This window comes from Photobacterium profundum (assembly GCF_003026285.1).
GTDB lineage: Bacteria > Pseudomonadota > Gammaproteobacteria > Enterobacterales > Vibrionaceae > Photobacterium > Photobacterium profundum.
In genome coordinates this window covers 200285-226893 of record NZ_PYOD01000003.1, presented here as the reverse complement: position 1 = coordinate 226893, position 26609 = coordinate 200285, and the positions used below count along the sequence as shown (strand labels likewise).

General features: G+C 41.4%; 26 protein-coding genes. 4 read left to right on the top strand and 22 right to left on the bottom strand.

The window, feature by feature from the left end; translation table 11 throughout:
* Position 1: 1 nt before the first annotated feature.
* The 12 genes from eutJ to C9J48_RS10470 all read right to left on the bottom strand — a co-directional run bounded on the left by eutJ (position 2) and on the right by C9J48_RS10470 (position 8877).
* Complete coding sequence (gene eutJ / locus C9J48_RS10525; RefSeq protein WP_006229879.1) at positions 2-838, bottom strand: ethanolamine utilization protein EutJ; 837 nt, start codon at positions 836-838, stop codon at positions 2-4.
* Between the two features lie 3 nt (positions 839-841).
* The gene (locus C9J48_RS10520) at positions 842-2251 is read right to left on the bottom strand and encodes an aldehyde dehydrogenase family protein (RefSeq protein WP_006229878.1); all 1410 of its coding nucleotides are present in this window, start codon (positions 2249-2251) and stop codon (positions 842-844) included.
* A 20-nt stretch (positions 2252-2271) separates the two neighbouring features.
* A complete protein-coding gene (locus C9J48_RS10515; RefSeq protein WP_006229877.1) occupies positions 2272-2571 on the bottom strand; it encodes a EutN/CcmL family microcompartment protein in 300 nt (99 codons plus the stop codon).
* Between the two features lie 52 nt (positions 2572-2623).
* Positions 2624-2899: an ethanolamine utilization microcompartment protein EutM gene (gene eutM / locus C9J48_RS10510; protein ID WP_006229876.1), complete on the bottom strand. Its 276-nt coding sequence runs from the start codon at positions 2897-2899 to the stop codon at positions 2624-2626.
* A gap of 20 nt (positions 2900-2919) precedes the next feature.
* Entirely contained in the window at positions 2920-3243 is a 324-nt protein-coding gene (gene eutM / locus C9J48_RS10505; protein WP_006229875.1) for an ethanolamine utilization microcompartment protein EutM, read from the bottom strand.
* A 37-nt stretch (positions 3244-3280) separates the two neighbouring features.
* A complete protein-coding gene (gene pta / locus C9J48_RS10500; protein ID WP_006229874.1) occupies positions 3281-4258 on the bottom strand; it encodes a phosphate acetyltransferase in 978 nt (325 codons plus the stop codon).
* On the bottom strand, positions 4245-5081 hold the full coding sequence (eutT, locus tag C9J48_RS10495; protein ID WP_006229873.1) for an ethanolamine utilization cob(I)yrinic acid a,c-diamide adenosyltransferase EutT: 837 nt from the start codon (positions 5079-5081) through the stop codon (positions 4245-4247). The genes pta and eutT overlap by 14 nt, the downstream gene beginning before the upstream one ends.
* Before the next feature lie 2 nt (positions 5082-5083).
* Positions 5084-5818, bottom strand: coding sequence for an ethanolamine utilization acetate kinase EutQ (gene eutQ / locus C9J48_RS10490; protein ID WP_006229872.1), 735 nt, complete (start codon positions 5816-5818; stop codon positions 5084-5086).
* A gap of 29 nt (positions 5819-5847) precedes the next feature.
* Complete coding sequence (locus C9J48_RS10485) at positions 5848-6318, bottom strand: EutP/PduV family microcompartment system protein (protein WP_006229871.1); 471 nt, start codon at positions 6316-6318, stop codon at positions 5848-5850.
* 2 nt (positions 6319-6320) lie between these two features.
* Entirely contained in the window at positions 6321-6671 is a 351-nt protein-coding gene (eutS, locus tag C9J48_RS10480; RefSeq protein WP_006229870.1) for an ethanolamine utilization microcompartment protein EutS, read from the bottom strand.
* A 624-nt stretch (positions 6672-7295) separates the two neighbouring features.
* Positions 7296-8519, bottom strand: a complete 1224-nt coding sequence (locus C9J48_RS10475; protein WP_006229869.1) for a M24 family metallopeptidase — start codon at positions 8517-8519, stop codon at positions 7296-7298.
* A gap of 61 nt (positions 8520-8580) precedes the next feature.
* On the bottom strand, positions 8581-8877 hold the full coding sequence (locus C9J48_RS10470; RefSeq protein WP_131541635.1) for a hypothetical protein: 297 nt from the start codon (positions 8875-8877) through the stop codon (positions 8581-8583).
* A gap of 445 nt (positions 8878-9322) precedes the next feature.
* Here C9J48_RS10470 and C9J48_RS10465 point away from each other — a divergent pair, with 445 nt between their 5' ends.
* Positions 9323-11200, top strand: coding sequence for a methyl-accepting chemotaxis protein (locus tag C9J48_RS10465; RefSeq protein ID WP_036803040.1), 1878 nt, complete (start codon positions 9323-9325; stop codon positions 11198-11200).
* Between the two features lie 138 nt (positions 11201-11338).
* Here the strand turns inward: C9J48_RS10465 and C9J48_RS10460 are convergent, their stop codons facing one another.
* Positions 11339-12070, bottom strand: coding sequence for a hypothetical protein (locus tag C9J48_RS10460; RefSeq protein ID WP_006229865.1), 732 nt, complete (start codon positions 12068-12070; stop codon positions 11339-11341).
* 972 nt (positions 12071-13042) lie between these two features.
* Positions 13043-13297: a hypothetical protein gene (locus tag C9J48_RS10455; protein WP_006229864.1), complete on the bottom strand. Its 255-nt coding sequence runs from the start codon at positions 13295-13297 to the stop codon at positions 13043-13045.
* 227 nt (positions 13298-13524) lie between these two features.
* Here C9J48_RS10455 and C9J48_RS10450 point away from each other — a divergent pair, with 227 nt between their 5' ends.
* On the top strand, positions 13525-14691 hold the full coding sequence (locus C9J48_RS10450; RefSeq protein ID WP_006229863.1) for an AAA family ATPase: 1167 nt from the start codon (positions 13525-13527) through the stop codon (positions 14689-14691).
* A 157-nt stretch (positions 14692-14848) separates the two neighbouring features.
* On the opposite strand, the gene pulA is transcribed toward C9J48_RS10450, so the two are convergent.
* A complete protein-coding gene (pulA, locus tag C9J48_RS10445; RefSeq protein WP_006229862.1) occupies positions 14849-18178 on the bottom strand; it encodes a pullulanase-type alpha-1,6-glucosidase in 3330 nt (1109 codons plus the stop codon).
* A gap of 474 nt (positions 18179-18652) precedes the next feature.
* Here pulA and C9J48_RS10440 point away from each other — a divergent pair, with 474 nt between their 5' ends.
* Positions 18653-19528: a LysR family transcriptional regulator gene (locus tag C9J48_RS10440; RefSeq protein WP_036802701.1), complete on the top strand. Its 876-nt coding sequence runs from the start codon at positions 18653-18655 to the stop codon at positions 19526-19528.
* A gap of 114 nt (positions 19529-19642) precedes the next feature.
* Here C9J48_RS10440 and C9J48_RS10435 read toward each other — a convergent pair whose 3' ends face one another.
* The 4 genes from C9J48_RS10435 to C9J48_RS10420 all read right to left on the bottom strand — a co-directional run bounded on the left by C9J48_RS10435 (position 19643) and on the right by C9J48_RS10420 (position 22334).
* Positions 19643-20092, bottom strand: a complete 450-nt coding sequence (locus tag C9J48_RS10435; protein WP_006229860.1) for a dCMP deaminase family protein — start codon at positions 20090-20092, stop codon at positions 19643-19645.
* Between the two features lie 267 nt (positions 20093-20359).
* Complete coding sequence (locus C9J48_RS10430; protein ID WP_006229859.1) at positions 20360-20818, bottom strand: NfeD family protein; 459 nt, start codon at positions 20816-20818, stop codon at positions 20360-20362.
* Entirely contained in the window at positions 20815-21753 is a 939-nt protein-coding gene (locus C9J48_RS10425; protein WP_006229858.1) for an SPFH domain-containing protein, read from the bottom strand. The genes C9J48_RS10430 and C9J48_RS10425 overlap by 4 nt, the downstream gene beginning before the upstream one ends.
* Before the next feature lie 188 nt (positions 21754-21941).
* Positions 21942-22334, bottom strand: coding sequence for a VOC family protein (locus tag C9J48_RS10420; RefSeq protein ID WP_006229857.1), 393 nt, complete (start codon positions 22332-22334; stop codon positions 21942-21944).
* 244 nt (positions 22335-22578) lie between these two features.
* Between C9J48_RS10420 and C9J48_RS10415 the strand changes: the two genes are divergently transcribed.
* A complete protein-coding gene (locus tag C9J48_RS10415; protein WP_006229856.1) occupies positions 22579-23610 on the top strand; it encodes a YdcF family protein in 1032 nt (343 codons plus the stop codon).
* Between the two features lie 73 nt (positions 23611-23683).
* Here the strand turns inward: C9J48_RS10415 and C9J48_RS10410 are convergent, their stop codons facing one another.
* From C9J48_RS10410 to C9J48_RS10400, 3 genes are all read right to left on the bottom strand, one after another.
* Complete coding sequence (locus tag C9J48_RS10410) at positions 23684-24580, bottom strand: cache domain-containing protein (protein ID WP_036803038.1); 897 nt, start codon at positions 24578-24580, stop codon at positions 23684-23686.
* A gap of 106 nt (positions 24581-24686) precedes the next feature.
* A complete protein-coding gene (locus tag C9J48_RS10405; RefSeq protein ID WP_006229854.1) occupies positions 24687-26027 on the bottom strand; it encodes a TRAP transporter large permease in 1341 nt (446 codons plus the stop codon).
* 28 nt (positions 26028-26055) lie between these two features.
* Positions 26056-26607: a TRAP transporter small permease gene (locus tag C9J48_RS10400; RefSeq protein WP_006229853.1), complete on the bottom strand. Its 552-nt coding sequence runs from the start codon at positions 26605-26607 to the stop codon at positions 26056-26058.
* Positions 26608-26609: the final 2 nt, after the last annotated feature.

Below are 26609 nucleotides of genomic sequence, written 5' to 3'. Positions count from 1 at the left end.
CTTACTCCTTCCCCTTCAGCGTGAGGCCATAACTAGCAATCGCAAGCGGTGTCAGGTACAGCGCGCGCGTCAGCTCAACCACTTCCAGAGCAGGGAACGTTTTACGGAAGATCTGGGCAAAACCAGCAATCAAGGTGCCACCACCAGTCAGATAAATGATGCCCGGCTGGTGTTCTGCAATATGGCCTTCGACAATATCTGACATTTTTTCAATGACTGGCTTCGCCATCGCCGCAATCAATGGGTCTTCATGGCTTCGGCGTTTTTGTTGCTCCGCTTCTTCCATATCAATACCCAAACCACCCGCGATAGCCAAGCTGACATGACGCCCACCAGATGGCTCATCCAGAGAACTGACCAATTGCCCATTCTCAATGATTGCCGTACCTGTCGTACCGCCACCAACATCTACAACCGCACCGTTCTCAATATGCAGTAATCCCGCCACACTGCATGGTTCATCAATAACATGACTTACAATAATACCTGCAGATTCAACAACATTGATTGAAATACGGGGATCGGTACCAGGAGGGTAAGAGGTAATCGCTTCTTCCACTAAAATGCCGAATTTCTGCTGAACTTTTGCCAGTTGAGCACGAACAATGCGACAAGCACCCACGTAATCAACAACAACCCCATCGCGAACGACATCGGCCCAGTCAAGGAACGCCGCAACAGGCGTTCCTTCTCCATCAATGACCACGGTCTGAATATCAGCAGTACCCAAATCAATACCGATAAACCAAGTATCAGGTGCTGTACTCGCTGTCTCGTCATTGACTATCTCATCGATAATCAACAAATTTTGGTTAGCTTGTTCGAGGTATGTCGTCATGACTTATACAATCCTGAATGCATCAACAGCAGTACAACGACGCTTACGAGTAAAGGTCAACGCGTTCGTAACCCCTTCCCCTGTTGGCGTCGAGATTGTCATCGTTGTCCAGCCTTCGCCACCCGCACCAATCGCCGCAATAGCCGGACCATTTTTAGCCAACAGGCTACAGTCCATCTCGTAAGCCATACGAGTCAACACATCAATATTCTTGGAGTGAATTGCTGCAGTGTGGCGATTGCCTGATTCCAACTCTACTGCCCAATCTATGGCCTGATCAGCATTGGCAGCACGAATTAACGGAAGAATCGGCATCATCTGTTCAATTACCGCAAATACATGCGATTTATCGGCATCAAAGATCAACAAGCGGGTATCAGCAGGTACATCAATTCCTGCTGCTTCCGCTAGTTTGGCTGCATCACGCCCAACCCATTTGGGATTAGCCGTAGGCTTATCACCCGGATAACATTTCAGTACCACACGAGCAATCGCTTCTGCTTGCTCTGGTGTTACCTCATAAGCCCCATGACGACACATCTGTGCTTTAAGCTCATCAGCAATAGAAGCAACAGCGATGATCTCTTTTTCAGTAGCGCAGACAATATTGTTATCGAATGATGCCCCTTGAACGATAGAGATTGCAGCACGCTCTAAGTCAGCAGTTTCATCAACCACAACCGGTGGGTTACCTGGTCCTGCTGCAATCAAACGTTTGTCTGTCACTTTACGGGCAGCATCAACAACAGCATCACCACCGGTAACAACCAACAAACCAATACCTGGATAAGTAAATAGAGCCTGCGCATTTTCTAGCGAAGGCGTCGCCACAGATGTACAGATATTGGCTGGTCCACCAACACTTTCAGACGCTTTGTTAACCAACTGAATCGCGTACTGAGACACTTTTTTCGCCGCTGGGTGCGGGGCAAATACCACGGCATTACCAGCAGCAATCATACTAATTGCATTATTAATAACAGTGCATGATGGGTTAGTGCTTGGTGTTACTGACGCAATCACCCCCCACGGGGCATTTTCCATCAGGCTCATACCGGCATCACCCGATACCGCCTGCGGAACAAGAATTTCCGTACCAGGAGTACGGTGTGCTACCAAAAGATGCTTAGCTACTTTGTCTTCAACACGGCCAAAGCCGGTTTCTGCCACCGCCATCTCGGATAGCTCTTTGGCATGTTTTTTCGCCGTTCGGCGAACAGCTAATATAATGTCATCACGCAGGGCAAGGGTACGAATTTCACGCTGGGCAGATTTCGCAGCTGCCACGGCACCATCCAATGTCGGATAAATACCGTAATCCCCTTGTTCATTCACAGAAGGCGTGCCTACCGCGCTGCCATTAAGCTGCAGGACGACACGTCTAACAATCTCTTCTATTTGCTGCTGATCCATAAGGAACCTTCTCCAAACAGCTAGCCGCGCTTACTATACAATTGCTTGCTAGCTGCTGTTACTTCATCAATAATTCCGACCACACAAAGGTCAACCGGAGAATCGTTTTCCACACTGCCATAAGCGGCTCGAGCGGAACTGCCGGAAACAACCATTACCCACTCACCTTCACCAGCACCAAGCTGATCCATTGCGATATGAATATCCCCTGATGTACCACCATTCTTATCAACAAATTCAACGAGACAAAGCTTGTCCATTCGCATGTGCTGACTTCGAACCGTAGCAATCACATGGCCTATAACGCGTGCAACTCGCATACGATCTCCTACCTTTTCGAATACTCCTCATTTATCGCTAAGGGGAATCGAATTATTTAATTTTAATTGGAAACACTTTTTCCAAATCACTATGAGGGCGAGGGATAACGTGTACAGCAACAAGTTCACCCAAACGTTGTGCAACAACAGAACCCGCATCTGTCGCCGCTTTACAAGAAGCAACATCACCGCGGATTAACGCTGTTACATAGCCAGAACCAATTTGCTGATAACCAACGAGCTCAACACGCGCGGCTTTCACCATTGCATCAGATGCTTCAATCAGTGCAGTTAGCCCTTTTGTTTCTAGAATTCCTAAAGCGTCCATTTATTTGTCCTCACTCAGATTTATTTGGTTGTATTACGAGGTTTGGCCGCAGCCGTTTTTGTTTCTTCTTCTTCAATAGTAATTGGGAAGATTGCTTCCAAATCACCATGTGGACGAGGGATAACATGAACCGCAACCACTTCGCCAAGACGTTGCGCAGCAGCCGCGCCTGCATCTGTTGCCGCTTTGCAAGCAGCTACGTCGCCGCGAACCATCGCAGACACGATGCCCGAACCGATTTGCTTGTAACCGACCAACTGTACGCGTGCTGCTTTGACCATCGCATCAGATGCTTCGATCAGTGCCGTTAGACCTTTGGTTTCAATTATGCCTAGCGCTTCCATTATTAAATCCTTAGAGTTCTTTACTGGTTAAATAGGTTTATTTACACAGGCTAGATGCCAAAACCGATATATCAACGATATCGTTCGCACTACAGCCCCGAGATAAATCATGCACCGGTGACGCCAAGCCTTGCAGCATCGGGCCCAGTGCGATATAGCCACCTAAACGTTGGGCAACTTTGTATGCAATATTGCCCGCATTCAAAGATGGAAAGATAAACACATTTGCCAGACCGCCTAGTGGGCTATCAGGCATTTTCTGTGCAGCAACGGCCGGAACAATTGCAGCATCAAACTGTACTTCACCATCGATGATCAGATCAGGTTGACGCTGGCGAACCATCTCCGTCGCTTCCGTCACCTTACTAACTGCAGGATGATCCGCACTGCCTTTGGTTGAAAACGACAACATCGCCACACGCGGAATATTGCCCGTTAGCTGTTGATAGTTACGTGCGGTATCAATCGCAATATCGGCTAACTGCTCAGCCGTCGGCAACGGAATGACCCCCGCATCCGAAAAAGCATGAACCTGTTCACCATCGGGCGAGAGCATCAAGAAGAAGCTAGAAACTGTTTTAGAACCCGGCGCAACGCCTGTACCGCGAATGGCAGCACGAATAACATCACCCGTTGTTGACACATTGCCGCCGATACAAATATCGGCGTAACCCTGATCCACCATCATCATGGCAAAATCGAGGGGCTTTTTAAGACGATCGGTAGCCTCTTCGACCGTAATAGGCTTGCGTTGCTTGGCAATATAACTCTTCACCATCTCATCAAAGCAACCCGCAGATTCTGGCGATAACAACGTCAGACAAGGCACGGCAATACCACTACGGTGCGCAAGGTCACGTAACTGAAACGGACTACCCAACAAGATTGGCTCAGCTAATCCTGCAAGCTTCATGTCATTGGCGGCGTGCAGTAAACGAACATCATTGGCATCAGGAAATACGATACGTTTTGGGCTCTTCAAACACTGAGCACGGCATTGCTCAAGTAATTTCATTGCACAAACCTCTTAATATCGACGATTGACCGTTTTGGCATTGAAGTACCAAAATCATCACCACATACACCGCGCTGGATAATCGGTTCAAGCCAGCAACGATGTCATTGCGAGTCAGTTGCATGCTGTGATCCATATAGACTTGACTAGCCATCAGCTCTAACTCACGTACTAAGGCACGTAAGTAGTTCAATTGAGCGACTAATCCGCCGTAACTCACATCTGGCAACAAATGGTCATGGCCTAGATAACGCAATGGAGTATGCGACCAGCGATGAACTACATCGGCATTAAACTCACCCATAGTGGGCTCAGGTAACAGGTTTTCCGTAACCTCACATTGCATGGTTTGACCAAGATAAGAACGAATGTCCGCCATAAAACCCTGAAGCATATCTGGCTGTTGTTCCATCGCACATTGCACTAAGACACAATAGCTAATGCAACTGTCGAGTTTGCCTCGCAGCTGAATTCTTGGATGCGTTTTGGGTACCAGCATGTGATCGTTTAAATGCGTCATCAACGCAGGTTTTTGTTCAACATCTGAACCACATAGCATGCAGGCATTATCAGGGCGTACATTGTTAGTCTTGAGCGGGTGTACCTTTTCCAGCACCTGACCCTGCTCTGTTTCTTCACCAACAAATACCTGACCTTTTTCATCTCTCCAATGCACTGTGATCTGCTTTTCGCTCAGCATTTGCTGTGCAGATGGTGTAAATCGGGTACCAAGAGGAAGATGGATCTCCCCTCCCTGACGCAGCCCAACATGCTGGCGAAGGTAATCTTCGGTGACAAACGAAGGTGTGACAGGCTTATCCATACTTACGCCCACTCAACCGGATAAGTAATGTAGACGTATCGCACATGAGTAGGAGTACCAAACTCAACCGAACTTCCCTTCGGGATAAAAATGACATCACCAGGCTTACCAATCGTTGTGCCGGCAGCCGTTTTTACGTGGAATTCACCTTCTAGTACGACATTGACTTCGTCATAGCACAGGGTCCATGGAAAAAATGCATTCTCCCACCCCATATACCCGACCCCCATATTGCTATTTTCCTGAGCACCAATCACATCTGTCAGACCAATATTCTTACCCGGGGCACCATCAAACGCGCCGAGCTGAACAGCATTACCACGTACAAGTACAATACCGTCATCATTAATTTGGCGAGGCGAATCTGGTGCCTGCATATTAAAATCAGCTAAAGCTTTGGCAACTAACGCTTGAATTAACTCACTTTTTTCGCCATTAACGTTGGCAAGCTTTGATTCAACTTCAGCTTGAATATCTTTCGCGATAGATGAGGTCGGCACAACCGCAGGCTGTATTGGCTGAACTTGCATTTCTGCTGTTAACACCGGTGCTGCCACTGGAGGGGTTATTTGCGGTTGCGGCGCAGCAGGCGCTTCATCAACAAACTCGATGCCTTCCACTTTGGCAACATCGCGGGCTTCAGGTGTAATAATAAAATCTTTCACGGGTGCGATTAGGTACAGACGGTTTTCCGACTTTGCCTTACGCACATCCGCAGCAGAGATTAATGTTTTCATTACTGCAATCCTTGGTGGTTACACACAACTCACTCCAACACGACAGGCTGGAATGAAAGTAAATGGTCATAGAGCTGATCAATTGATGCCTGATCAAAAATGGACGTATAAAAAAATGGTCCATGAATACCGTGTTGTTTGAACAGAGCACTTGCTCGCTCACAATCAGCACCTTCTGCATCAACCTTACTAATTACCCCAACAATATTTTTATTAGGATATACACGCAATAAACCACTCGGAGCAGTTAATCTTTTTGCCGTAGCAGGCTGCAAAATCACAATTGTTTTAACACTGGATATCGTTGAAAGCAGTGCACCATTCCACGAACGATTATCAATAAACTCTCCAGGAGTATCGATAACACGCCCCTGATAAAATATCGGTGACTGAGTTTTACCAATATTAGTTTCCTGATCGATTAATTTATTAATTAGCGCAGACTTACCTGCGTCAACCTCACCAATAAAAGCGATATTTCCTAACTGAGTATTTTCCATAATTATGTTCGCGTTAAATCGCAGGTGTTATAAGCCAACGTATCATTTAATACTCTTACAACGGTTTTTAATGACTCCTCTACAGAAGCAACACTACCTGTAATAACAAGCGCCCCTGAAAATCGGTCAAGAAAACCAATACTGACATTGGCAGCTTTGGTTGCTATATCACCAGCAATGATGGATGTTTCACCAGGTGTTAAAGTTAGGATTCCTATCGCACCTAAACTTTCTACCCCTACTCGTTCACATAACTCTTCGGTTGGATTTGCAACAAGATGCGCAAGTGTGACTTGCTTTCCCGGTACAAACTCCTGAATTATTCGCTCTTTACCAGCATTAATATCTATCATCAGATCATTATTCAGAACAATACGAATTGCATATAATCTACACCTGAATATAGAGTTATTACTCAACTTACGTCACATTTTTTGTGTAATTAGTCATTAAGTATCATATTGCGTTCTGAATTTTTGAGCCATATCACCTTATTGGGTATATGGGTATAAGCCATTTCATTTATCTTGCCACCAAAGCTAACCAGTAATACTCAATTAATAAAAGTATTAACAGCTCCTGAACAAATTAAAACTAGATAAACAATTAACATTTCATATAAATAAAATGTAAGCAAACATTAACAATGGCGGGGATTAATTATTTCAACAAACAAAATAATTACCCCCCCAGCTCTTATTGTTAATACTTTGTTTATTCTTTTACTGTGAAAAATATTCTTTCATTATTGATAATATAATATAGAAAATATATTTTTCAGGTATGTTGTTCATTAGCGCTTATTAGACGATTTCCGGATGTGATGCTTTCTTACTCAGTTATATACAGGCTCTATGCTAAGAATTCCCCCTCAACCAGGGAGGTCTATTTGCTTTCAATCTAATAAAATTAGCCGAACAAAAAAACGGCGCTTAATGCGCCGTACTAGTCGAATAGTGAGATGTCACGTTGATATCTTAAACATCATATCCAAATGGGTTATCAATCGAATGAGCAGGCTCGGTAAACCATTTAGGACCCGATTCTGTCATATAGAAATGATCTTCTAAACGAATACCAAACTCTCCGGGAACACAAATCATCGGCTCGTTACTAAAAACCATACCAACAGCAAGCGGTGTCATGTCGCTTCTCACTAAATATGGCCATTCATGAATATCTAAGCCGGTACCATGCCCGGTGCGATGTGGTAGTCCAGGTAAGGCATAATCACTTTCAAAACCATCTAGCAGAAGCTGTTGTCGTGCTGCAAGATCAACACTCCCACATGGCTCGCCTAATTTAGCCGCTTCAAATGCTGCTTGTTGAGAGGCTTTTTCTGCATTCCAGACCTGACGTTGCCTCTCATTGGGTTCACCGTACACATAGGTACGTGTAATATCTGATTTATAACCTTCAACCTCACAACCCGTGTCGATTAAAACGATGTCACCTTCCTTTAGAAGCTGAGGATTTTTTACACCATGTGGGAACGAAGAACATACACCGAACAAAACGGTACAGAAAAATGCCCCTTTGGGGGCACCAACCTTAATGTGTGCTTGGTGGATAAAATCTCGTACTTCCGTTGTACAAATACCTGTTTTTAGAATACGAGCAGTGGCTTTATGCACTTCCATTGTCATTTCTTTTGCACGCTGTAAATAGGCTATTTCAGTCTGTGTTTTACAGCTACGGCAACCTGCAGTTACAGGTTTCGCATCAACGAGTTGATACCCTTCTGTCGCTAAATGTATGCCATTTGAAATAAAAAATGGGGTTGATTCATCAATACCAATATTGCCAGAAGCTACATTCAGTTCAGCAAGCATTTGGCTAAACAACTGATACGGGCTTTCATCTTCATGCCAGCAATAAATTTCACCACTTAACACCATAAAATCTTTAATTGTATCTTCTTCGAAAGCGGGGGCGATATATTGCACCATACCCTGTGCAGGCAACACAGCCCCTACCATACGCTCACTGGGTTTCCATTGCATACCCGTAAAATAAAACAGGTTTGTTCCGGCATTGAGGTAAACAGCAACAATGCCTTCTCGCTGCATGATTTGCTGTGCCCCTACAATTCGACGTTGATACTCACCCTGCGACACAGGTTCAATCCCTGTGGTCATATCGAATAATCTTGCCAGTTCCTTTTCTGGAGTGGAGCCTCCAACACCAACTGTCATCGCCATTTAATTTCTCTCTGTCTATAAGGATAAAACTTAGGCTACCTAACGAATCATATAAGCTCGCTTACTCAATCAGTAAATAGCTACTATTCAATGTATATTTCGCTGTACGTAACTTATCAGCAATTATGTTGACCGACGCTTTTAACATGACCGACTTTTCTGGAAAAACATCAAAAAATGGCTTTAATAAATGAATTATACTGGTTTCATATTTTTCAGTTTCTAATTGCTCACGTTTAACCAAAGATATTATATTCAGTAACAAACGCTCATATGCATCTGTTTGTTGACGGTGATAAAGATGACTACTTTTAGTGTTACTACATAATGGGTAAGCATCGAACATATTATTAAGCACTATTTCAATATCACTTCGAAGTATTTGCGGTATTGAACGTTTGATACGAGTTCTCTAATTATATTTTTATATAATATTGACCTCAGAAACCTGAATGAATACTGACATCACTCAATCAGCCCATGATCAACCTCACAAAAATGAGGCTAAAACACAACCCATTACGGCCATGAATCAATCATGATAGCTCTTATTAGCCCATATAATACCCGCACTTAGAGTTGCTCAAAAAATACCCGACTAAAACAGTGGGTTATCGTCAATAATGTGACACCGAGTGGAAAAATAATGACTATCACAGATAATTCTACCTAGATATGCGTTAATCCCGCCGAGCCTCTGGCTATCAATAATAATGAAAAAACGTGTGGGGCTTTCATTCTATTTATCACAAACTGTAAATAGCACGAACCTTAAAATTAAAATTAAAATGAGGGATTTTAGTTTGAATTTATCAATTAAAAACAAACTATCTTTAACATTTGCCGGAATAATACTGACAATTGCAAGTGTACAAACATGGCTCACAAGCGAACGGTTAGAACAAGATGCAGATCGCTCGACTCAGCAACTTATATCATCATTAACAGATGCAAATATTAACAGTATCGAACAATGGCTTGATGGAAAAAAAGCCATTGTTGAAGCCTCTATCGAAGGATTTAATCAACAATCAGAACCGATACCATCACTGCATCAGGCCATTTTGGCTGGTAATTTTGATCTTGTATACGCGGGTACAAAAGCTGGGCAAGTCATAACTGGTAAACCTATCACCTTTCCTGACAATTATGATCCTCGCCAGCGCCCTTGGTATTTGGATGCTGTTAAAGCAAATAGTATGACGGTTACTTCCCCATATGTTGATGCTGCATCCGGTAAATTAGTCATCACAATAGCAAAGCCTTTCACTGCTAAAGAAAATGCTGGAGTTATTGCAGGTGATGTTTCAATCGATGCGTTAATTAGCGATATTTTAGCGGTTAAACAAGACGGTGTTTATGCCACGCTGTTAAGCGGTAATGGTATAATTATCGCGCACCCTAATCAGGCATTTACCCTAAAACCGACCACTGAACTCAATAGCACCTTAAACGCTAATACGATAAAGCAAGCGGCAGCCAGTAATGAGCTGATTACATTAACGGTCGATGGCAGCGAAAGCCTTGTTGGTATAAAGCAGGTACCCGGCACAGATTGGTACTTTTCACTTGTTATGGATAAGAAACTTGCCTACCAGCATGTCAATGATGCGTTTACTGATGCAATAATTGGTGTGATTATTCAATTAATTTTAGTTATTGGTGTCGCAACGCTGCTTGTAACTCGTGCACTAAAGCCATTGAATGCCCTTTCTGATGCAATGAAAGATCTATCACAAGGCGATGGTGATCTAACTCGTCGCCTCGCAATTGAACAAGATGATGAGATTGGTCAGTTAGGCAAAGAAGTGAATGCCTTTATTGAAAAGCTACATACTTCAATAACAGGAATTTCAACCTCGTCGGTGCAGCTTTCGCAACAAGCAAAAACCAGCCATGACGCTGCGTTAACAACCAGCAATGCTTTAAACGTACAGTTAAATGAAATATCACAAATTGCTACGGCTATTCATGAGATGTCAGCCACTGCACAAGAGGTTGCAAGCCACGCAGAGCAAACGGCATCAGCAGCACGTGCATCAAACGATAATTGTAATGAAGGTAAAGCGGTAATCACTCGCAACCAAGAATCAATTACTCACCTTGCAAATCATGTGCAAGATGCTTCTGCTATCATCAAAGAGCTAGAAAATAATGCCCAAGGTATTAATGCTATTCTTTCTACCATTCGTGATATTGCAGAACAAACTAATTTACTTGCACTGAATGCTGCGATTGAAGCTGCACGCGCCGGTGATCAAGGTCGTGGCTTTGCAGTTGTTGCCGACGAAGTACGTGTACTGTCTCAACGTACGCATAGTTCAACAGAAGAAATTCGCTCAATGATCGAAACACTCCAACGTAATACGCACAATGCAGTAGAAACCATGCAGCAAGGTAAAGACTTAGCAAACTCCAGTGTAGCTGATGCTAATAATGCCACCAATGCCTTAGAACGTATTACCGGTTCGATACAAGACATCTCTGACATGGCGACCCACATTTCAAGTGCAGCAGAAGAGCAACGTGCAGTAAGCGATGAGATTAGCCGCAATGTTCAAGCAGTGAATGATGTGTCCGATCAAATGTCGACAGAAGCAGATCACGCACAAACTTCATCACAGGAGCTAAATGAAATAGCTCAACATCTAAACAGTGAGGTGAGTAAGTTCCGTATCTAAGCTGAACTTAGGCTAAGAAGTAGACTGAAAGAATGACTGTTCGTGGAGGTCATAAATTTCTCCAACTTCCCTCAAAAAGGCGATATGTTGTAATGTATCGCCTTTCTAGTATTGTCTCGCTTTTAAAGCCAATTTAAACTAAATATTACCGTATGCATTTGCAGGAATTTTTAGCGCATCAATGATGACATAATCATTGCCCGTAACGCATGAGGCCAATCTCTTTATTTTTGCTTCTCCTTCCTTTTGAGTTGTGTAATCAATGGCTACAATATGATGAAATGGCGAATCAAGCTTAGTAAAAGGGTTAATCTTGAAATCAACGACTGTGTAATTACACGAAGCGTTTGAATAATGAAGGATTTCATTGCACTTTTCGAAAGCTTCTGACCCCATATTTCGCCTTATGTGTAAGCTTCTTAAGTTAGATATGACATCTGCATCATTTTTATATAAGTCACATGGTCCACCGTAAGCTACCGAATTAACAGAACTCATAAGAGGCTGGTAGCCTTCAGCAATAGCCATCGTGCATGTCTTCTTGTTGATAATTCCGGTTGAATGTACTCCTAGCTTCGTCTGGGCCAGCGAGATAACTTGCCTTTGGTCTTTACCTTCGAGGTAGGCTTTTGCATCACCTCTTTGGCTCTCAGTAACATATTTGTAAGCGAGTACATCTGTAGTAGAAGATGAAAACTTCTTTATATCTTCAGAAAAGATATTCAGTAAAGTAAAACCAGTCGCGATAACGATAGGAATAAAAATAAACTTAAAGCCATTCTTTTTAACCGCAACCTTCTCTCCACAATGAACACAGCTCTCATCATGGCTAGAGATGTTTTTTTGACAGTAGGGACAATTTATAATCATACAAATGCCTTTCTTTATAATCCAAGCTCAATTTTAGTTCGTAGGGCAATTACGCCACCTCAAGGATATTTCTCACATAAAATTTCGAATGACTATTATTTCGTAGTAAACACCACCTTTGTGAATTTATTACTTAACAAGGTAAAGCATCAATACCTTCTTATATTGTATCGCTCTACGATTTTATAAATATCGAATCATCATGAGTTTTATTAACACCCACACATCGCCGTCGTTATATATATTCACATGCTAAATGCTATTAATTACTTCCAAGTGCACATATTCATAAATACACTCTATAAGCATATTTTGCGGATAATCCCCCTAAAATCAACATGAAGAACGAACAAAACACCTTCAGGTTGCGCTTAAATCAGTGATGGTGATAAGTTTGTTATATTATCGATGTCTTGTATCTTAGCTCTAGCCCTTTAGTAGAGCGGTTTTGCTAAGGGTCATAGTGGATAATTACTACAGAAAGCAAAGAATTATAATATTGTAACCTCATGTAACCTTGTTAATATTTAATGACACAATTAAGATTACAAATTGAACATTTCAAATGAAAAATAAGTTCAGAAAAATAATTAATTTAGAACGATTAAAATAAATACATTTTCAATCATTCAAATTAACATTATAAGTTCAAATTCAAGAACATTATTATTAGAACAATCAGTAGAAAGTTCACTCTATGGGATGTTCAAACAGGTTACCCTCAAAAAACCTGACATTTTTTTGACGATACAATGAACCGTACTTACCAACATGATGAGATACACTGTTTGGGGATTTGCTGCATATTTTTATAACTATAACGGTAACTTGAATGGTGTTTTAACGCATTTGATATCACTAGAAAGACAAAAACGCCAACGCAAGATATAAATCTGTACGCTGGCGTTTTGTATGATTTATCAGCTCAATCGTTTTGGAACACTTACGGTTCAATATAACTGTTACGCATGATTAGAACTTACGCTTTACTGTTATATCTTCACACTCACCATCAATCACATCATGTGACGGCGTTGCTTTATCTAAAGGCGATTCATCGAAAGATCTTTGCTCGGCAGTAGTAGAGTAAGCATGTGCCATTTTTCGTTGAATAAATGGCTTAGCTATAAATGCCGCCACTCCGATAAATAATGCCATTATTGCTGCGAACGACACCGTAAATAGACCAATGACAATAGCAATAAAACCAGCAATAATATTTCTCATAATCGTGCCTCTTTCATAATTCAATTTGGCCTAAACCATCACTTGCTGTGAACTTACCTCAGTAAATGCAACTTAGCAAATCACATTAGACCTCTTACCATCATATTAGATTGCTCTATTGAGTGTGAATCTAACTTGAACAGAAGTAATATTTCGCAACCATTTCATGTATGATTTAACGCAAATTACCTCAACGTCATTATGCTCCGATAATTACAGCAGGCTTTATGATTACATCGCTTTCCATCAATAACTATCGCTCTGTTTTACAATTAACATTACCTTTAGGCCCGCTAAACGTTATTACTGGCGCCAATGGAAGTGGAAAATCAAATCTATATAAAGCTCTGAAATTATTAGCAGATACTGCTAATGGTGGCGTGATAAATACATTGGCTTCTGAAGGCGGATTAGATTCCACCTTTTGGGCTGGTCCCGAAAATATTACCGCAGCAATGCGTCGCGGCGATGTGCCAATAGAAGGAAGTGTACGTACTGAAGTACGACGTTTACGTTTAGGATTTACCACCGAAGATTTTGGTTATTCAATCGCACTTGGTTTACCTGAACCATCCAACTCATACTTTTCACTCGATCCTGAAATAAAACGTGAATGTATATGGAGTGGTCCGTTTTATCGTCCAGCCAGTGCATTGGTTGACCGTAAAGGCTCGATGATAAAAGTACGTAACGGGCGAAGTTGGCAAGTAGCTTCTCAGCACATTCAGCACTTCAACAGTATGTTCGATCACATATCAGATCCTAATGGCGCACCCGAAGTCTTTCACATGCGCGAACTCATTCGCAGCTGGCGGTTTTATGATCATTTTCGTACAGATAAAGACGCACCAGCCCGCAAGCCACAACTAGGTACACGTACTCCCGTATTACATCACGATGGGCATGATTTGGCAGCTGCGCTACAAACCATTATTGAGATTGGTGACAGCGTCACTTTACATAAAACTATTGATGATGCTTTTCCAGGAGCTCGCCTTCGCATTGTCTGTCACGAAGATAGTCGGTTCTCCATTGAATTTCATCAAGAAGGACTACTCCGCCCTTTATCCGGCGCAGAACTCTCTGATGGCACTTTACGTTATTTACTTTGGGTAGCAGCATTGCTAACACCACGCCCACCCAATTTGATGGTTTTGAATGAACCTGAAACCAGTTTACATCCTGATTTATTACCAGCATTGGCCCGTTTAATTTTACATGCTTCAGAACAAACTCAAGTCTGGGTGGTATCACATGCCAGCCGCCTGATTGCAGCTCTAGAAGAACACCCTTCATGTAATGCAATCAATTTAGATAAACAGCTCGGTGAAACCATCATTCCCGATCAGGGCTTACTTGATGTTCCGTCTTGGTATTGGCCAGATAAACACTAGTCTGATTACCTCGTGTATTCACTTATGGCGTAAATAAAAAATCCCTCAGTGAATGTATTAATACTCACTGAGGGATAGTTTTTTGTGAATACCTACCCTGTAGCTAAGGTAGATAACAGTAGTTAATTATGCAACTCGCTATATCGTTGTCGCGTAATTATTTCGTTGAAACAGGTAAACCTACACCACGTTCACCACTACGTTTTTGCACAAATACAACTGGTGTCCATGCTGGTACTGTCAACTTGGTATCTGCTACTGATGCACCTGTTGTTAACGCTGTCGTATGCTTCTCACTCACAGTGAAACCAGTCTGCTTAATATCAAACGTCTTCACGGCTGGCGTTGCGTTAATCACAATCACCAGCGCATCTAACGTTGAATCTAAATCTGTACCAGAAGTGGTTCCGTTATCGATACTCATCACAATCAGACCCGCTTCTTGTGTTGTACCTGTGTTATGGAAATCAACACGCGCATTAACTTCTTCGCCCGTACCTAACGTGATGAGAGGATAAGATTGACGAAGATTAGCTAGCTCTTGATAGAAGCTCACCATATCTTCCATATTCTGTGATGTTGGCTTAGCATTTTCACCGCTGCCTTCAATCACTTCGGTGATAATGTCGTAGTTATCACCATCTTTATCTTTACGCGGCAACCCTTTATTCCAGTTGTTATCTTCTAGCGTAAAATCAACCTTGTTGAACCAATCACCTGAATCGTATGAGTCACGCTGCATTGATTTAGAGCGTAGAAGCTCTGATCCCATATGCAAGAAAGGTACACCTTGACCTAACATAGCCGTTGATAAAGACACCGTTTGCATTCTTACACGTGTCGCTGATGTTACACCATACGGGATCTTGTATTGATTGTTATCCCACAAGGTTTGATTATCGTGCTTAGATACGTAGTTTTGTACTTCCGAAGGGTCAACCGCATAGCCAGCAGGTTGACCATTGTAATCAACTTGGTCACCACGCACTTTACTTCCAGTTGAATCAACCATTACGAAACTTTCAAGGTTTCCAGCCATACCCAAACGCGTCAGATCAGCTAAGTGTAATGCTGTTTCTTTATCCGTTGTTGTAATGTCATTTGGTTGAACAAACGCACCATTACCAAAACCTTGGTTTTCACGTAACCCATTACCGCCATCAAATGGACCACCACCACGGACGGCATCACGTAAACGGTCAGAGAAACTACCTATGCCCGTACCACCTAAGTTAGGTTGTGTTGCTTGTACAAAAAGACGATCGTTTTCAACTTCACCAAAGTTCCAGCCTTCACCATAAAAGTAAGTATTCGGATCGACATTTTTAACGGCTGCTAATGACTCTTGGATTTGTGCTAATGGGTGATGCCCCATCAAGTCAAAACGGAATGAATCAATCTTGTAATCACGAGACCACACCACCAGCGAGTCTTTTATCAACTTACCCATCATCGCGCGTTCAGGTGCGGTGTTTGAACAACACGTCGAGTTTTTGACATTGCCTGTTTCAGGGTCTAGGCGGTTGTAGTACCAAGGTACAATCTTATCTAGCACTGATGTTTTAGATTCAGGACCTGCCGAATTCGTATGGTTGTATACCACATCCATAACAACGTTCATGCCAATGTCTGTTTTAATCGACTTCACCATTTCACGCATTTCTAAAATACGTGTAGTGCCATCAGGATTGCTCGAGTAAGACCCTTCAGGCACAGTGTAATGCAATGGGTCATAACCCCAATTAAAGCTATCAGTAGCAGACACTAGACGGTTAAGTTCTTGAACAGATGGATTGGCTGTTGTGTCGTTGCCCTGCTCACGCTCAAGTACTTCAGCAATAGTTAAGCCAGAAGAGCAATCATTCTTAAACGATGACGTTTTCACATCTGAGTTCACATCGCATAACTTACTGAAGGGTTCATTAATGTTAGCAACTTGATTTGGATCTTCATTGATAGTCGCTATATCAAAGATTGGTAATAATTGCAGGTGAGTCACACCGTTCTCTTGTAACGACTTAAGGTGACGAACAGGCACAGTGTCGTCTTGAGTGAATGCCTCAAACTTCCCGCGAACTGCTTCTGGTGTTGATGTATCTTGAGCAGAGAAATCGCGCACGTGCGATTCATAAATAACAAACTTTGATGGATTATCTTGTTTGAACGGACGCTCTAATGAGTCCCAACCATCTGGCTTCAATGCTGGATCATCAAGATCTATCACTTGGCTATATTCCGAGTTCGTCGACAAGCTCAGGGAATATGGGTCAGTAACTTCGTATTCTTCAACATCACCCGTTACAGGGTGAACGACTGACACTAAGTAACGGTAGAAGGTACCGCTTGGTGCTTTATCTGTCTTAAGAGACCACACACCAGAGTCTTCATCAAAGTCCATCTGTAAGCGACCTAACTCTTTCTTGTTGGCATCGTATAATACGGTAACAATATTTTGTGCCGACGGTGCCCATACTTGGAATGTCGCTTCACTACCCGCGAGTACTACTCCTAATTCAGCATTACGCGCATACTGTGCAAACATATCATCATAGGCACCAGCTGGTTGTACTTTGGTACCGCCAAGAACATTGCCGTCTTTATCTACAGCAATCACTGCCATTTCGGCTTTCATTACTGGGCGCATATTAATTGCGCTATCGACACTGAACGCAGGTTTACCAACCAATTGTGGGAATTTCGTAATAGCATCGGCCGACATTGTGCCACTGTCTAATACGATATAATCATTTTCATACGCGTAAGCATCACCTTTAGGTTCAATGTCTGCTGCTAACGACACATATAAACGAACTTCATCTGCCCCTTCTGCGCCATCCCACACTAATGTATTTTGATCGACTAAATGCGCAGAGGCGTTAGCTATACCAGAAATTGAAACAAATGCACTTTCACGGCTATCAACTGAGGTTCCACTCCCTGCAACAATAGAAGCGGTTCGGTCGGTAATATCATCAAAATTGATTGAACCATCAGTACCAAGCAAATTTTGCTTATTGTTATCTCGTACAATCAAGTTAATACAATTCGTACTACCTGCCGTTAATGGCAACTTCCAGTACGGACCATACTGATCGGCACCAACTGGTTTATTGCTTTCATCATCCCACCCTACTAATAGTTCATCATCAGCACGGTCACATTTGTCATTGTTCCAAATATGCAGGCTGTAATTTAAATAATCAGCGGTACTTTTAGCCACCGCAGAATCACTTTTTTCAACAAAATAGAGCACAGCCTCGCCATTAGCGGCTTGAATAGGCTCTTCAACAGCACCACCTGCTGGCAGTTTTGCGACTGGACCATCTGTTGCGGGTAGATTGATATCAATCGGTGGTGGATTTGTGGTATCGAAATATCCGTTACCAGAATCACCAGAAGAATCTGATGAACTATTACAACCAACAATGGCAGCAGTAGAAAGCAGAGGGAACATCAGTTTAGCTATCGTAGACAATTTAAAATTCACGTTTCTTTCCTTGAATAATTCATTCTTATTGGTCTTGGGGAAGATAAGAGTGTTTTATTTTTATGAGCGGAAAGTAAGATAAAACTGTCTATACAAACTGTGATTTCAGACACTTACTGGTAATTAATATAAGTAATTTTATGCTTATTAGCAGATAGTCACAGATTGTAGGCATACAAATTAACCAACTGTAATGTACAAAATGATAGATAGATCAATATTTTAAGCTGAGAACAAAATAGACCGTTTTTTTATACCATGTAAACTATCACTAATGATTAATAGCGATCGCCTAAAATAAAAACAAACAGTTCAAAACTCCTTCAGGTGTATTTTCAACTGTTACCCTTTACTGCCCAGATCTTGTATTAACGATTTGTTTAATCAAATAGAACATAACCATTAGACAAGATATAAAAAATCACAAATGTGATAACCTTTCCTTATGATTTTAATTTAACATTCGAAAATATTATGCTGAATAACCAATGGCTGAATACATTTATTACGCTGGTCGATGTAGGGCATTTCACTCAAACGTCAGAAAAACTCTTTATGACGCAGCCTGGTGTTAGCCAGCATATAAAAAAGTTAGAGGATCAAGTTGGCACCCTGCTATTGCATCGTATTGGCAAGAAATTTGAGCTAACTCAAGCCGGTGAAGCGCTTTATCATTTTGGTCGGCGACGCGCAAATGAAGAGGCTGAATTATTGGTATCATTAAAAACTGACACCCCCTATGCAGGTGACTGTCGTTTTGGATGCTCAGGGTCTATGGCGATGTTTCTCTACCCCAAATTTTTAGCAAGGCAAAGCGAGCACACCGACCTTCATATCTCTATTGAAGCTGCACCAGACCAACGTATCATCAATGAAGTTTTAAATAATAATATTGATATAGGTATTATTACACAGCATGTTATTTCAACAGAACTCGAACAAGAATCACTCGGACATGATGCTCTTTGTTTAGTCGTACCTCATCAATATAAAAATCAAAAAATGACGTTAGTAGAACTTAATCAGTTAGGGTTTATTAATCACCCCAATGGTGAACAATATGCAGATCAAGTATTACGTGCGAATTATAAAGATGATTATCAATCAATAAAACAGATTAAAAAAAGCAGTTACATTAACCAACTCAATCAAATTTTATTGCCAGTATCTATGGGATTAGGCTACACCGTACTGCCTAGAACAACAATCGAACAATTTGAATTACAAGATAGTATTGCCATTTTACCAAGCGATACAATCGTGAATGAAGAACACTTTTTGATTAAGAAAAAGTTTCGACAACTCCCTAAACGTTATCAATGGTTTATCGATCTGATAAAGAAACAATAATGATATAAGCAGATTTAATAGAAATGGACAGCCTCGATAGCATTCTTTTGTTCGAACAAACGTTCGTTATAACAATTGATACTATCAAGGCTTTTATACTCAAGATATTACATTTTACTCTTTATCTAAGTCGGCCAGTGGTAACCAATCAACATCGACCCCTGCCTGCGTAAACATACCTTGGCTGATTTTAATTTTATCACCCCAGCGAGATAAGAAGTCTTCACTCTGCTCAGGGCAATGCACCATTGATATACCCGTTTGGATAATTTTTGCAGCACAATTTGGACAAGGAAAGTGGGTTACCCAAATTTCACACCCTGACAGGTCCCTTTTCGCAAAAAGAATTGCATTCTCTTCCGCGTGAAGTGTTTTAAGTAATTTCATATCGCGATCGTCGGTATTTGCACTGTCTGAAATACCGTGTGGATAGCCGTTGAAGCCCACAGAAACAATACGATTATGCTCTGTAATAACTGCACCTACCTGTGTAGAAGGATCTTTACTCCAAGAGCCAACTAACTCTGCCATTTGAAAAAAACGTTGTGCCCATTTTGAAATCATACTCTCTTCCTCTACTGCAAATGCGTTCTATTCATCATTGTGCAAAACTTAACGCTAGGTCTCAACTAGCATTCGCTTTTAAGGTTACTTTTCTTTATACATTTTATGTGTAAATGCTTAATCGAGTGGATTTTGGTCGAGATATGCCCATAAGGCAAGCGCATAAAGTCATTGATAGCGTGTGAATACTACTAGCATAAAAAACGACGCTCTATAAAGAGCGTCGCACTTAATAAAGAACAATATTATAAAAGCAATATTAAGCCATTATTTTTGCGCTTTAGGCTGAATAATTAGCATGATGCCGTCAACATCAATAACCTCGACGAGTACACCAGCTTCTAAAGCAACATCGGTTCGGACAAGCCATGTTGTATCACCTAACCTCATTCGGCCAGTACCTGCTGCTAAGGGCTTGTCTAACACAGAAACTTGCCCTATAAGCTGTTCTGAACGTTTATTGAGCGTGCGCCCTTCATCTTCAGCTCGGTCTTTCTTGCTTTGATAACGCCACCATAACCACGTTGTAAATAACGAGAAAACCGCAAACGTTAGCCATTGCAATGACCAACTCAATGGTAGAAACGACAAGAGCAATCCAACAAGAACAGCAGAGACACCCAACCAAAGCAAGTACCCAGCAGTTCCGAGTAATTCAAGTAGCAACAAGGCTAAACCAAATGCTACCCAATGCCAGAAGTTCATCTGTTCAAGTAGGGCTATCATGCGTTGTTACCCTTCGTATTATCTGATTTAGATTGACTTAATAATTCTGCAATACCCGCAACAGAGCCCATCAAGCCTGTTGCCTCAAGCGGCAGCATTATTACTTTGCCATTTTCCGATTGACCAATCGCTTTCAATGCATCGGTATAACCCTGTGCAATAAAGTAATTAATAGCTTTAACGTCACCCTTGGCTATTGCCTCTGATACAACGCTTGTTGCTTTTGCTTCGGCTTCGGCTTCACGCTCACGTGCTTCTGCTTGAAGAATAACCGCTTGCTTATCACCTTCTGCACGTAAGATTTCTGATTGCTTGTGGCCTTCAGCTTTAAGGATCTCAGCCTGACGAACACCTTCGGCTTCTAGAATATCTGCACGCTTATTACGCTCTGCTTTCATCTGCGCATTCATCGCAGCAATAAGATCAGCGGGTGGCTGCACATCTCGAATTTCAATACGTGTAACCTTTACACCCCAAGAATTCGTCGCATGATCAACAATGGTCAGCAATCGGGTATTGATGGTATCTCGCTGAGATAGCATTTCATCAAGCTCCATCGAGCCTAATACTGTACGCATATTGGTAAGCGTTAAATTACGAATCGCATGTTCTAAATCACTGACTTCATACGCAGCTTTCGCAGCATCAATGACTTGAATAAAACACACGGCATCGATAGTCACACTCGCATTATCACGAGAAATAACTTCTTGCGCGGGAATATCGAGTACTCTTTCCATCACACTGATTTTATTACCAATACCATCAATAAATGGCACAATTAAGTTCAAACCAGGTTGAAGTGTTTTCGTGTATCGCCCAAAGCGCTCTACTGTCCAATGGCTACCTTGGGGCACCATCTTTACACCAGAGGCAATGAACGCGATTGCAACAACAATCAGTACACCGATAGTAATTAATGAATCATATGGCATTTACTTATCTCCTTGACAAAAACCGAAGGTGGTAAAAGAGGTGTCAGGGGTCTATTGTATATGCCTCGCCAAATAGCTCTACTGCTTTATGATTGATTTTTCAGTGAAATTAAATGAATCAGCGTTTTATTGAATATAACAGGCAAAATTTTACTCGTCTATATGAAATGAAACTTCATTCATACAACTTATACTTTCTTATCTTCATAACTAATAATCGATAATACTGATCCGCAATTATCCATAAAGGAACATAAACGCCCTACTCCTGGAACATCCATCGGGGCAAAAACAGCTTTACCCCCCGCTATTTCAACTTGCGACAATGTGGCATCAACATCATCCACCGTCACATACACTCCCCAATGATTAGGTACATGGCTCGCTTCTTGTGGTTTTGCCATCAGCCCACCAACAGGTTGCCCGTCGGCTTTAAATACATAATAGGTACCAGTAGACATCGGCATTTCCTCGACATCCCAGCCAATCACATCTTTATAAAATGCGAGTGCTTTTTCTGGTTCATCAACCATCAACTCAGCCCAACTGAACGCACCATGTTGTTTAAACTGATTGTTCATTATTTGCTCCTTTAGCATTACACATGCTAGAAATGAAAAAGATAATTCATACTGATTACTTATAAAAATAGCTTATTCTGACAAAGCAGCACGATTGATACCCTGCTCATGGTTTTATACTACTGGAAGGAACTTAGGAGTAGCTATGTGGATTTCTTGCAATTCATCACAAAGCTCATACACTGCTCATTATAGGTAGCAGCGTGTTGATTTTAATTACAAAAGAAAAACAGGGCAGAACGAAATGGATGTAACAGTACAGCTTCCCATAAACTTACTGTCTCGGTATGCTTTAGATGCGTTTAATAGCAAAAATCGTTTACAGTATCCTTTAAATGGACAGCTCGTTTCGAATTTAGAAGCCGTCGTTTTTTACCTGCAAGAAGCGCTTACACTGTCATCTTCAAGCTTTGAACATCATTTCACCTTAGCCAACATGCTGACCTTTAGCGGCGATATACATTCTGCCCTAAAGTCTTACCAACAAGTTTTGCTAACAACACAAAACCATCAAGATAAAGTCACGGCTTTAACCTACCTTTCTGTTTGGCTACACCATCAAAACGCTCATAAAAAAATGACATCTTACCTGAGTCAACTCGAAACGTTAGATTCGCATCACGCGTTACAAGTAAGAACATTGCTCGCGACATTAGAAGTAATTCTAAATTATCCTATGGATTGTTTATCTCGATGTTCAACATCAAAAAAAACAATGAATAAAACGGCACCTTCTAACTATGCCATTATCGCCTTGGGTTATTTATTGAATGATGACGGGGCAATTGCACCGCCATTATTAAAGCGATTAACACTGACGCTCTCTCTGGCGAATAAATATCCGAAAGCGCTTATTATCGTTACAGGAGGGTTAGCTAAAGCTGGACAAACAGAGTCTTCAGCAATGAAAACATGGTTAGTTGAACAAGGAGTGAATAAAGATAGAGTTATCGAAGAAAATAAAGCAACAAACACCATTGATAATGCCAGATTAAGTTTAGCGTTATTGAATAAATACAACATTCAAGCGGCAACACTGGTGAGTGCTTCTATTCATGTTCACCGCTCTCATATTTTATTCGATGTTTTACATTGGCAGAATAATTTACAAAATAACAAAATAACGCAAAGCATTACTTTTAGTCATGTTGCAGTTAACGACAAACTCTCTACATCTGATTTTCCAGAAGGCAAAGTAAAACGTGATTGCTATATCGATGCCTTACGCAGTTTTGGCTTACCGGCTTTTAATTGTCCGCCGTTTGTTCAAATTTAAATTCCTTGCACCTATGCCTGATCATAATCTTAACCTTTAAAGTCGAAGCTAGGATTCAACTATTGCTGGTTAATCAGCGTTGATAATAACCGACCCCAACTAACTTATTATCAAGTACTCGGTAATAAGTGTGCTTAGCTTCAGCTTTACCTGTAGTCGGGTTTTCCCACAGATAGGTTAACTCGCCTTTTCCTTCTTCTTTGGCTTGATTAAGCATTTTAGTGATCACTGCTTTACCATCAGGGCTAAACACTTCATTGTGCGACTGTCCGATCAATGATGGTGTACTACCATGCGCGATAAATGTGCCTTTCTTCATGTCTAATACAAACACATATAAGTCATTTTTTACAAAGTTACCATCAGGCTGATTAAAGGCTTTCAACGCTTCACCTTCATTCGTTACCATAGCTTTAACGGCATCATCCAAAAACTTGCGTGCTTGAAAAGACGTGGCACGTGAAGGGTAATAACCGACAGCAACGATGATGTCTCCCACGCGTTTAAACATTGTTCTTTTAGGTTCACCTTGGCTATCAGTTGGGTTCGTCCAATGGTATTCAACCATACCACCGCCATCATTCACTGCCTTTTCAATCATTTCACGAAAGAACGGTTTACCAAAAACATCGGTAGTATCTAGTACTGTGTCACCAACCAGAACAGAAGATGAACCACCACTTGCAAGAAAGCGTCCATCGACTCGTAAAGCAAATACATACAATTCACGATCAGTAAACTCAGCCTTTTGGCTAAAATCATTAACCCCGTCAGGCCCTTTCTCTTTCACATTTTCAACTGCAAGGTTTAATAATTTAACAGCACGTTGTTCATCTTCCGCCATTTTATGCGGTTTAATAATACCGCTTTCTTCTACCATTTCAGTTGCTGGCTGCGAGCTAGTATTGGCACTTGCTGCACCACTGATTACTGTAATTATCGCAAAAATAACAATGCGATGTTGATTGATCATTCTTTGAACAAACTCTTTTACTGAGGCACTCATTCACACGCTCTCCACATTATTTAAACCTTGCGTCTATAACTGTTTTTTTAGCACTAACTTTTGAATACAACTAATAACCCACCATCGATGGCAGCCATAAGGTTAGTTGAGGAAAGAAAGCGATAAGGAATACACCAATAACCGACGCCATAACAAATGGATGAATCCGTGCTGTTATTTCTTCAACCGTTGAACCACCAATACCGGAGGCTACAAAGATATTCTCACCCAGCGGCGGCGTTGCAAAACCGATAGAAAGAGCACATACAATAACGATACCAACATGTGTTGGATCAGCACCTAACATGTACATTATTGGCAGCAATACAGGAACAATTATCATAATAGCGGCTAATGTTTCCATGAACATGCCAATAAATAACAACAGCATGATAGTTAACGCCCACACTAGATACATGTTGTCCGTTAAGCTCAACAAAGAATCTGCAACAATTACTGGGATTTTTTGTTCGATTAATAAACGTCCAAATACCGTTGCGGCAAATAAGATTAATAATACTCGCCCAGTTATCCATGTGGTGGTGGTTAATGATTTAAGTACGTTTTTAAAAATCAGTTCACGGTGAATAACAAAACCGACAAAAAGTGAATAAAAGATAGCAACAATTGCTGATTCCGTTGGTGTAAACATGCCACTATAAATACCACCAAGAATAAGGAAGGGTGCCATAATCGACCAAATGCCAGCGCGTAACGTGCTTCTCACCTCACCAAAAGACCATTTCTCTGTTAACCCTTTATAACCACGCTTATTCGCAATGATATAGTTCGTTACGATCAAAGTTGTTGCCATCAATAAACCAGGTACAACACCCGCCACAAATAATTTGGGAATGGATAATGATGCAAACTGACCATGAAGTGCAATCGCTTCTGGTGGCGGCATTAAACCCATGGATGAAATACCAAAAATAACAATTGGAATAGAAGGTGGAATAATAATACCCAAACCGCCAGATGCAGCCGTTACTGCCGAGGCATAGCTTCTTTCATAGTCACGCTTTACCATTGCAGGTACCATCAACATGCCAACTGCAGCTGTGGTGGCAGGCCCTGAACCCGAAATTGCTCCAAAGAATAAACACGCAATAACGGTTGCGGCACCTAAGCCTCCAGTTACCGGCCCAGCAAGGCTTTCGGCTATGTCAACCAAACGTTTAGAAATGCCTGCGGCTTCCATTAAAGCCCCTGCCAATACAAACGCAGGCAAAGCCATTAAGGGGAAATTACCCACAGATGTAAAAGCGATTTGTACTAGCGCTATTGGGTTTTTATCCAACAGTAAATAGGCAGCCATTGAAGCACCAGCAAGCGATACAGTTATGGGTGCGCCTAGCAACAACAACAAAAGAAAACCGCCAAACAGTATGAGTGTTAAATATGCTTCCATGAATATTCCCTACTTCAATTAGAGCCTGTTAGACGGCTGAATTTTGAACGTTAATTTTTTCCATTTTCTTAATTTCTTTTGTTTCTGGATCAAGCGTTTCTACACCTTTAAACAGGCGTTCATAGTTGTTCCATAAGATGCGGATTGTCATTAATGTAAAGGCAATAGGCAGGATCATATAAAAATATTTCATCGGAATACCCGTAGTTTGGGACTTCCAAAACAAATTCATCTTGTTAAATACAAAGTCATGACTTAAATAAACAAAATACAAATTAAAAGCGACCCATAATAGATCAGCAATGGTTTCGCTTATTGTTTTAACAATAGGTGGAAACCATTTAAAGTGAAAACTCACACGATTATGTGCCGACATTTTTGCTGCAACGACAGCCCCTAGATAGGCAAACCAAACAAACATATAGGTTGCAACTTCATCTCCCCATGGGATCGAATATTGAAAAAATTGACGTAATAAAATTTGTAAAAACAGCAGTACAACAAATACAGCAAGTAATAGAGCACACATGTACTCTTCTATATTATTCAGGTGCTTTAAAATAGTATGTTTGGTAGACATAT

What these genes read in the sequence shown, in the direction of transcription:
- eutQ (WP_006229872.1), bottom strand. Translation starts at nt 5,818, where the DNA reads ATGAAAACATTAATCTCTGCTGCGGATGTGCGTAAGGCAAAGTCGGAA.
- C9J48_RS10405 (WP_006229854.1), bottom strand. Translation starts at nt 26,027, where the DNA reads ATGGAAGCATATTTAACACTCATACTGTTTGGCGGTTTTCTTTTGTTG.
- C9J48_RS10485 (WP_006229871.1), bottom strand. Translation starts at nt 6,318, where the DNA reads ATGGAAAATACTCAGTTAGGAAATATCGCTTTTATTGGTGAGGTTGAC.
- C9J48_RS10520 (WP_006229878.1), bottom strand. Translation starts at nt 2,251, where the DNA reads ATGGATCAGCAGCAAATAGAAGAGATTGTTAGACGTGTCGTCCTGCAG.
- C9J48_RS10475 (WP_006229869.1), bottom strand. Translation starts at nt 8,519, where the DNA reads ATGGCGATGACAGTTGGTGTTGGAGGCTCCACTCCAGAAAAGGAACTG.
- eutT (WP_006229873.1), bottom strand. Translation starts at nt 5,081, where the DNA reads ATGGATAAGCCTGTCACACCTTCGTTTGTCACCGAAGATTACCTTCGC.
- C9J48_RS10400 (WP_006229853.1), bottom strand. Translation starts at nt 26,607, where the DNA reads ATGTCTACCAAACATACTATTTTAAAGCACCTGAATAATATAGAAGAG.
- C9J48_RS10415 (WP_006229856.1), top strand. Translation starts at nt 22,579, where the DNA reads ATGGATGTAACAGTACAGCTTCCCATAAACTTACTGTCTCGGTATGCT.
- eutS (WP_006229870.1), bottom strand. Translation starts at nt 6,671, where the DNA reads ATGATAGATATTAATGCTGGTAAAGAGCGAATAATTCAGGAGTTTGTA.
- C9J48_RS10440 (WP_036802701.1), top strand. Translation starts at nt 18,653, where the DNA reads ATGCTGAATAACCAATGGCTGAATACATTTATTACGCTGGTCGATGTA.
- eutM (WP_006229876.1), bottom strand. Translation starts at nt 2,899, where the DNA reads ATGGACGCTTTAGGAATTCTAGAAACAAAAGGGCTAACTGCACTGATT.
- C9J48_RS10455 (WP_006229864.1), bottom strand. Translation starts at nt 13,297, where the DNA reads ATGAGAAATATTATTGCTGGTTTTATTGCTATTGTCATTGGTCTATTT.
- C9J48_RS10430 (WP_006229859.1), bottom strand. Translation starts at nt 20,818, where the DNA reads ATGATAGCCCTACTTGAACAGATGAACTTCTGGCATTGGGTAGCATTT.
- C9J48_RS10420 (WP_006229857.1), bottom strand. Translation starts at nt 22,334, where the DNA reads ATGAACAATCAGTTTAAACAACATGGTGCGTTCAGTTGGGCTGAGTTG.
- pta (WP_006229874.1), bottom strand. Translation starts at nt 4,258, where the DNA reads ATGAAATTACTTGAGCAATGCCGTGCTCAGTGTTTGAAGAGCCCAAAA.
- eutJ (WP_006229879.1), bottom strand. Translation starts at nt 838, where the DNA reads ATGACGACATACCTCGAACAAGCTAACCAAAATTTGTTGATTATCGAT.
- C9J48_RS10450 (WP_006229863.1), top strand. Translation starts at nt 13,525, where the DNA reads ATGATTACATCGCTTTCCATCAATAACTATCGCTCTGTTTTACAATTA.
- C9J48_RS10460 (WP_006229865.1), bottom strand. Translation starts at nt 12,070, where the DNA reads ATGATTATAAATTGTCCCTACTGTCAAAAAAACATCTCTAGCCATGAT.
- C9J48_RS10425 (WP_006229858.1), bottom strand. Translation starts at nt 21,753, where the DNA reads ATGCCATATGATTCATTAATTACTATCGGTGTACTGATTGTTGTTGCA.
- eutM (WP_006229875.1), bottom strand. Translation starts at nt 3,243, where the DNA reads ATGGAAGCGCTAGGCATAATTGAAACCAAAGGTCTAACGGCACTGATC.
- C9J48_RS10515 (WP_006229877.1), bottom strand. Translation starts at nt 2,571, where the DNA reads ATGCGAGTTGCACGCGTTATAGGCCATGTGATTGCTACGGTTCGAAGT.
- C9J48_RS10435 (WP_006229860.1), bottom strand. Translation starts at nt 20,092, where the DNA reads ATGATTTCAAAATGGGCACAACGTTTTTTTCAAATGGCAGAGTTAGTT.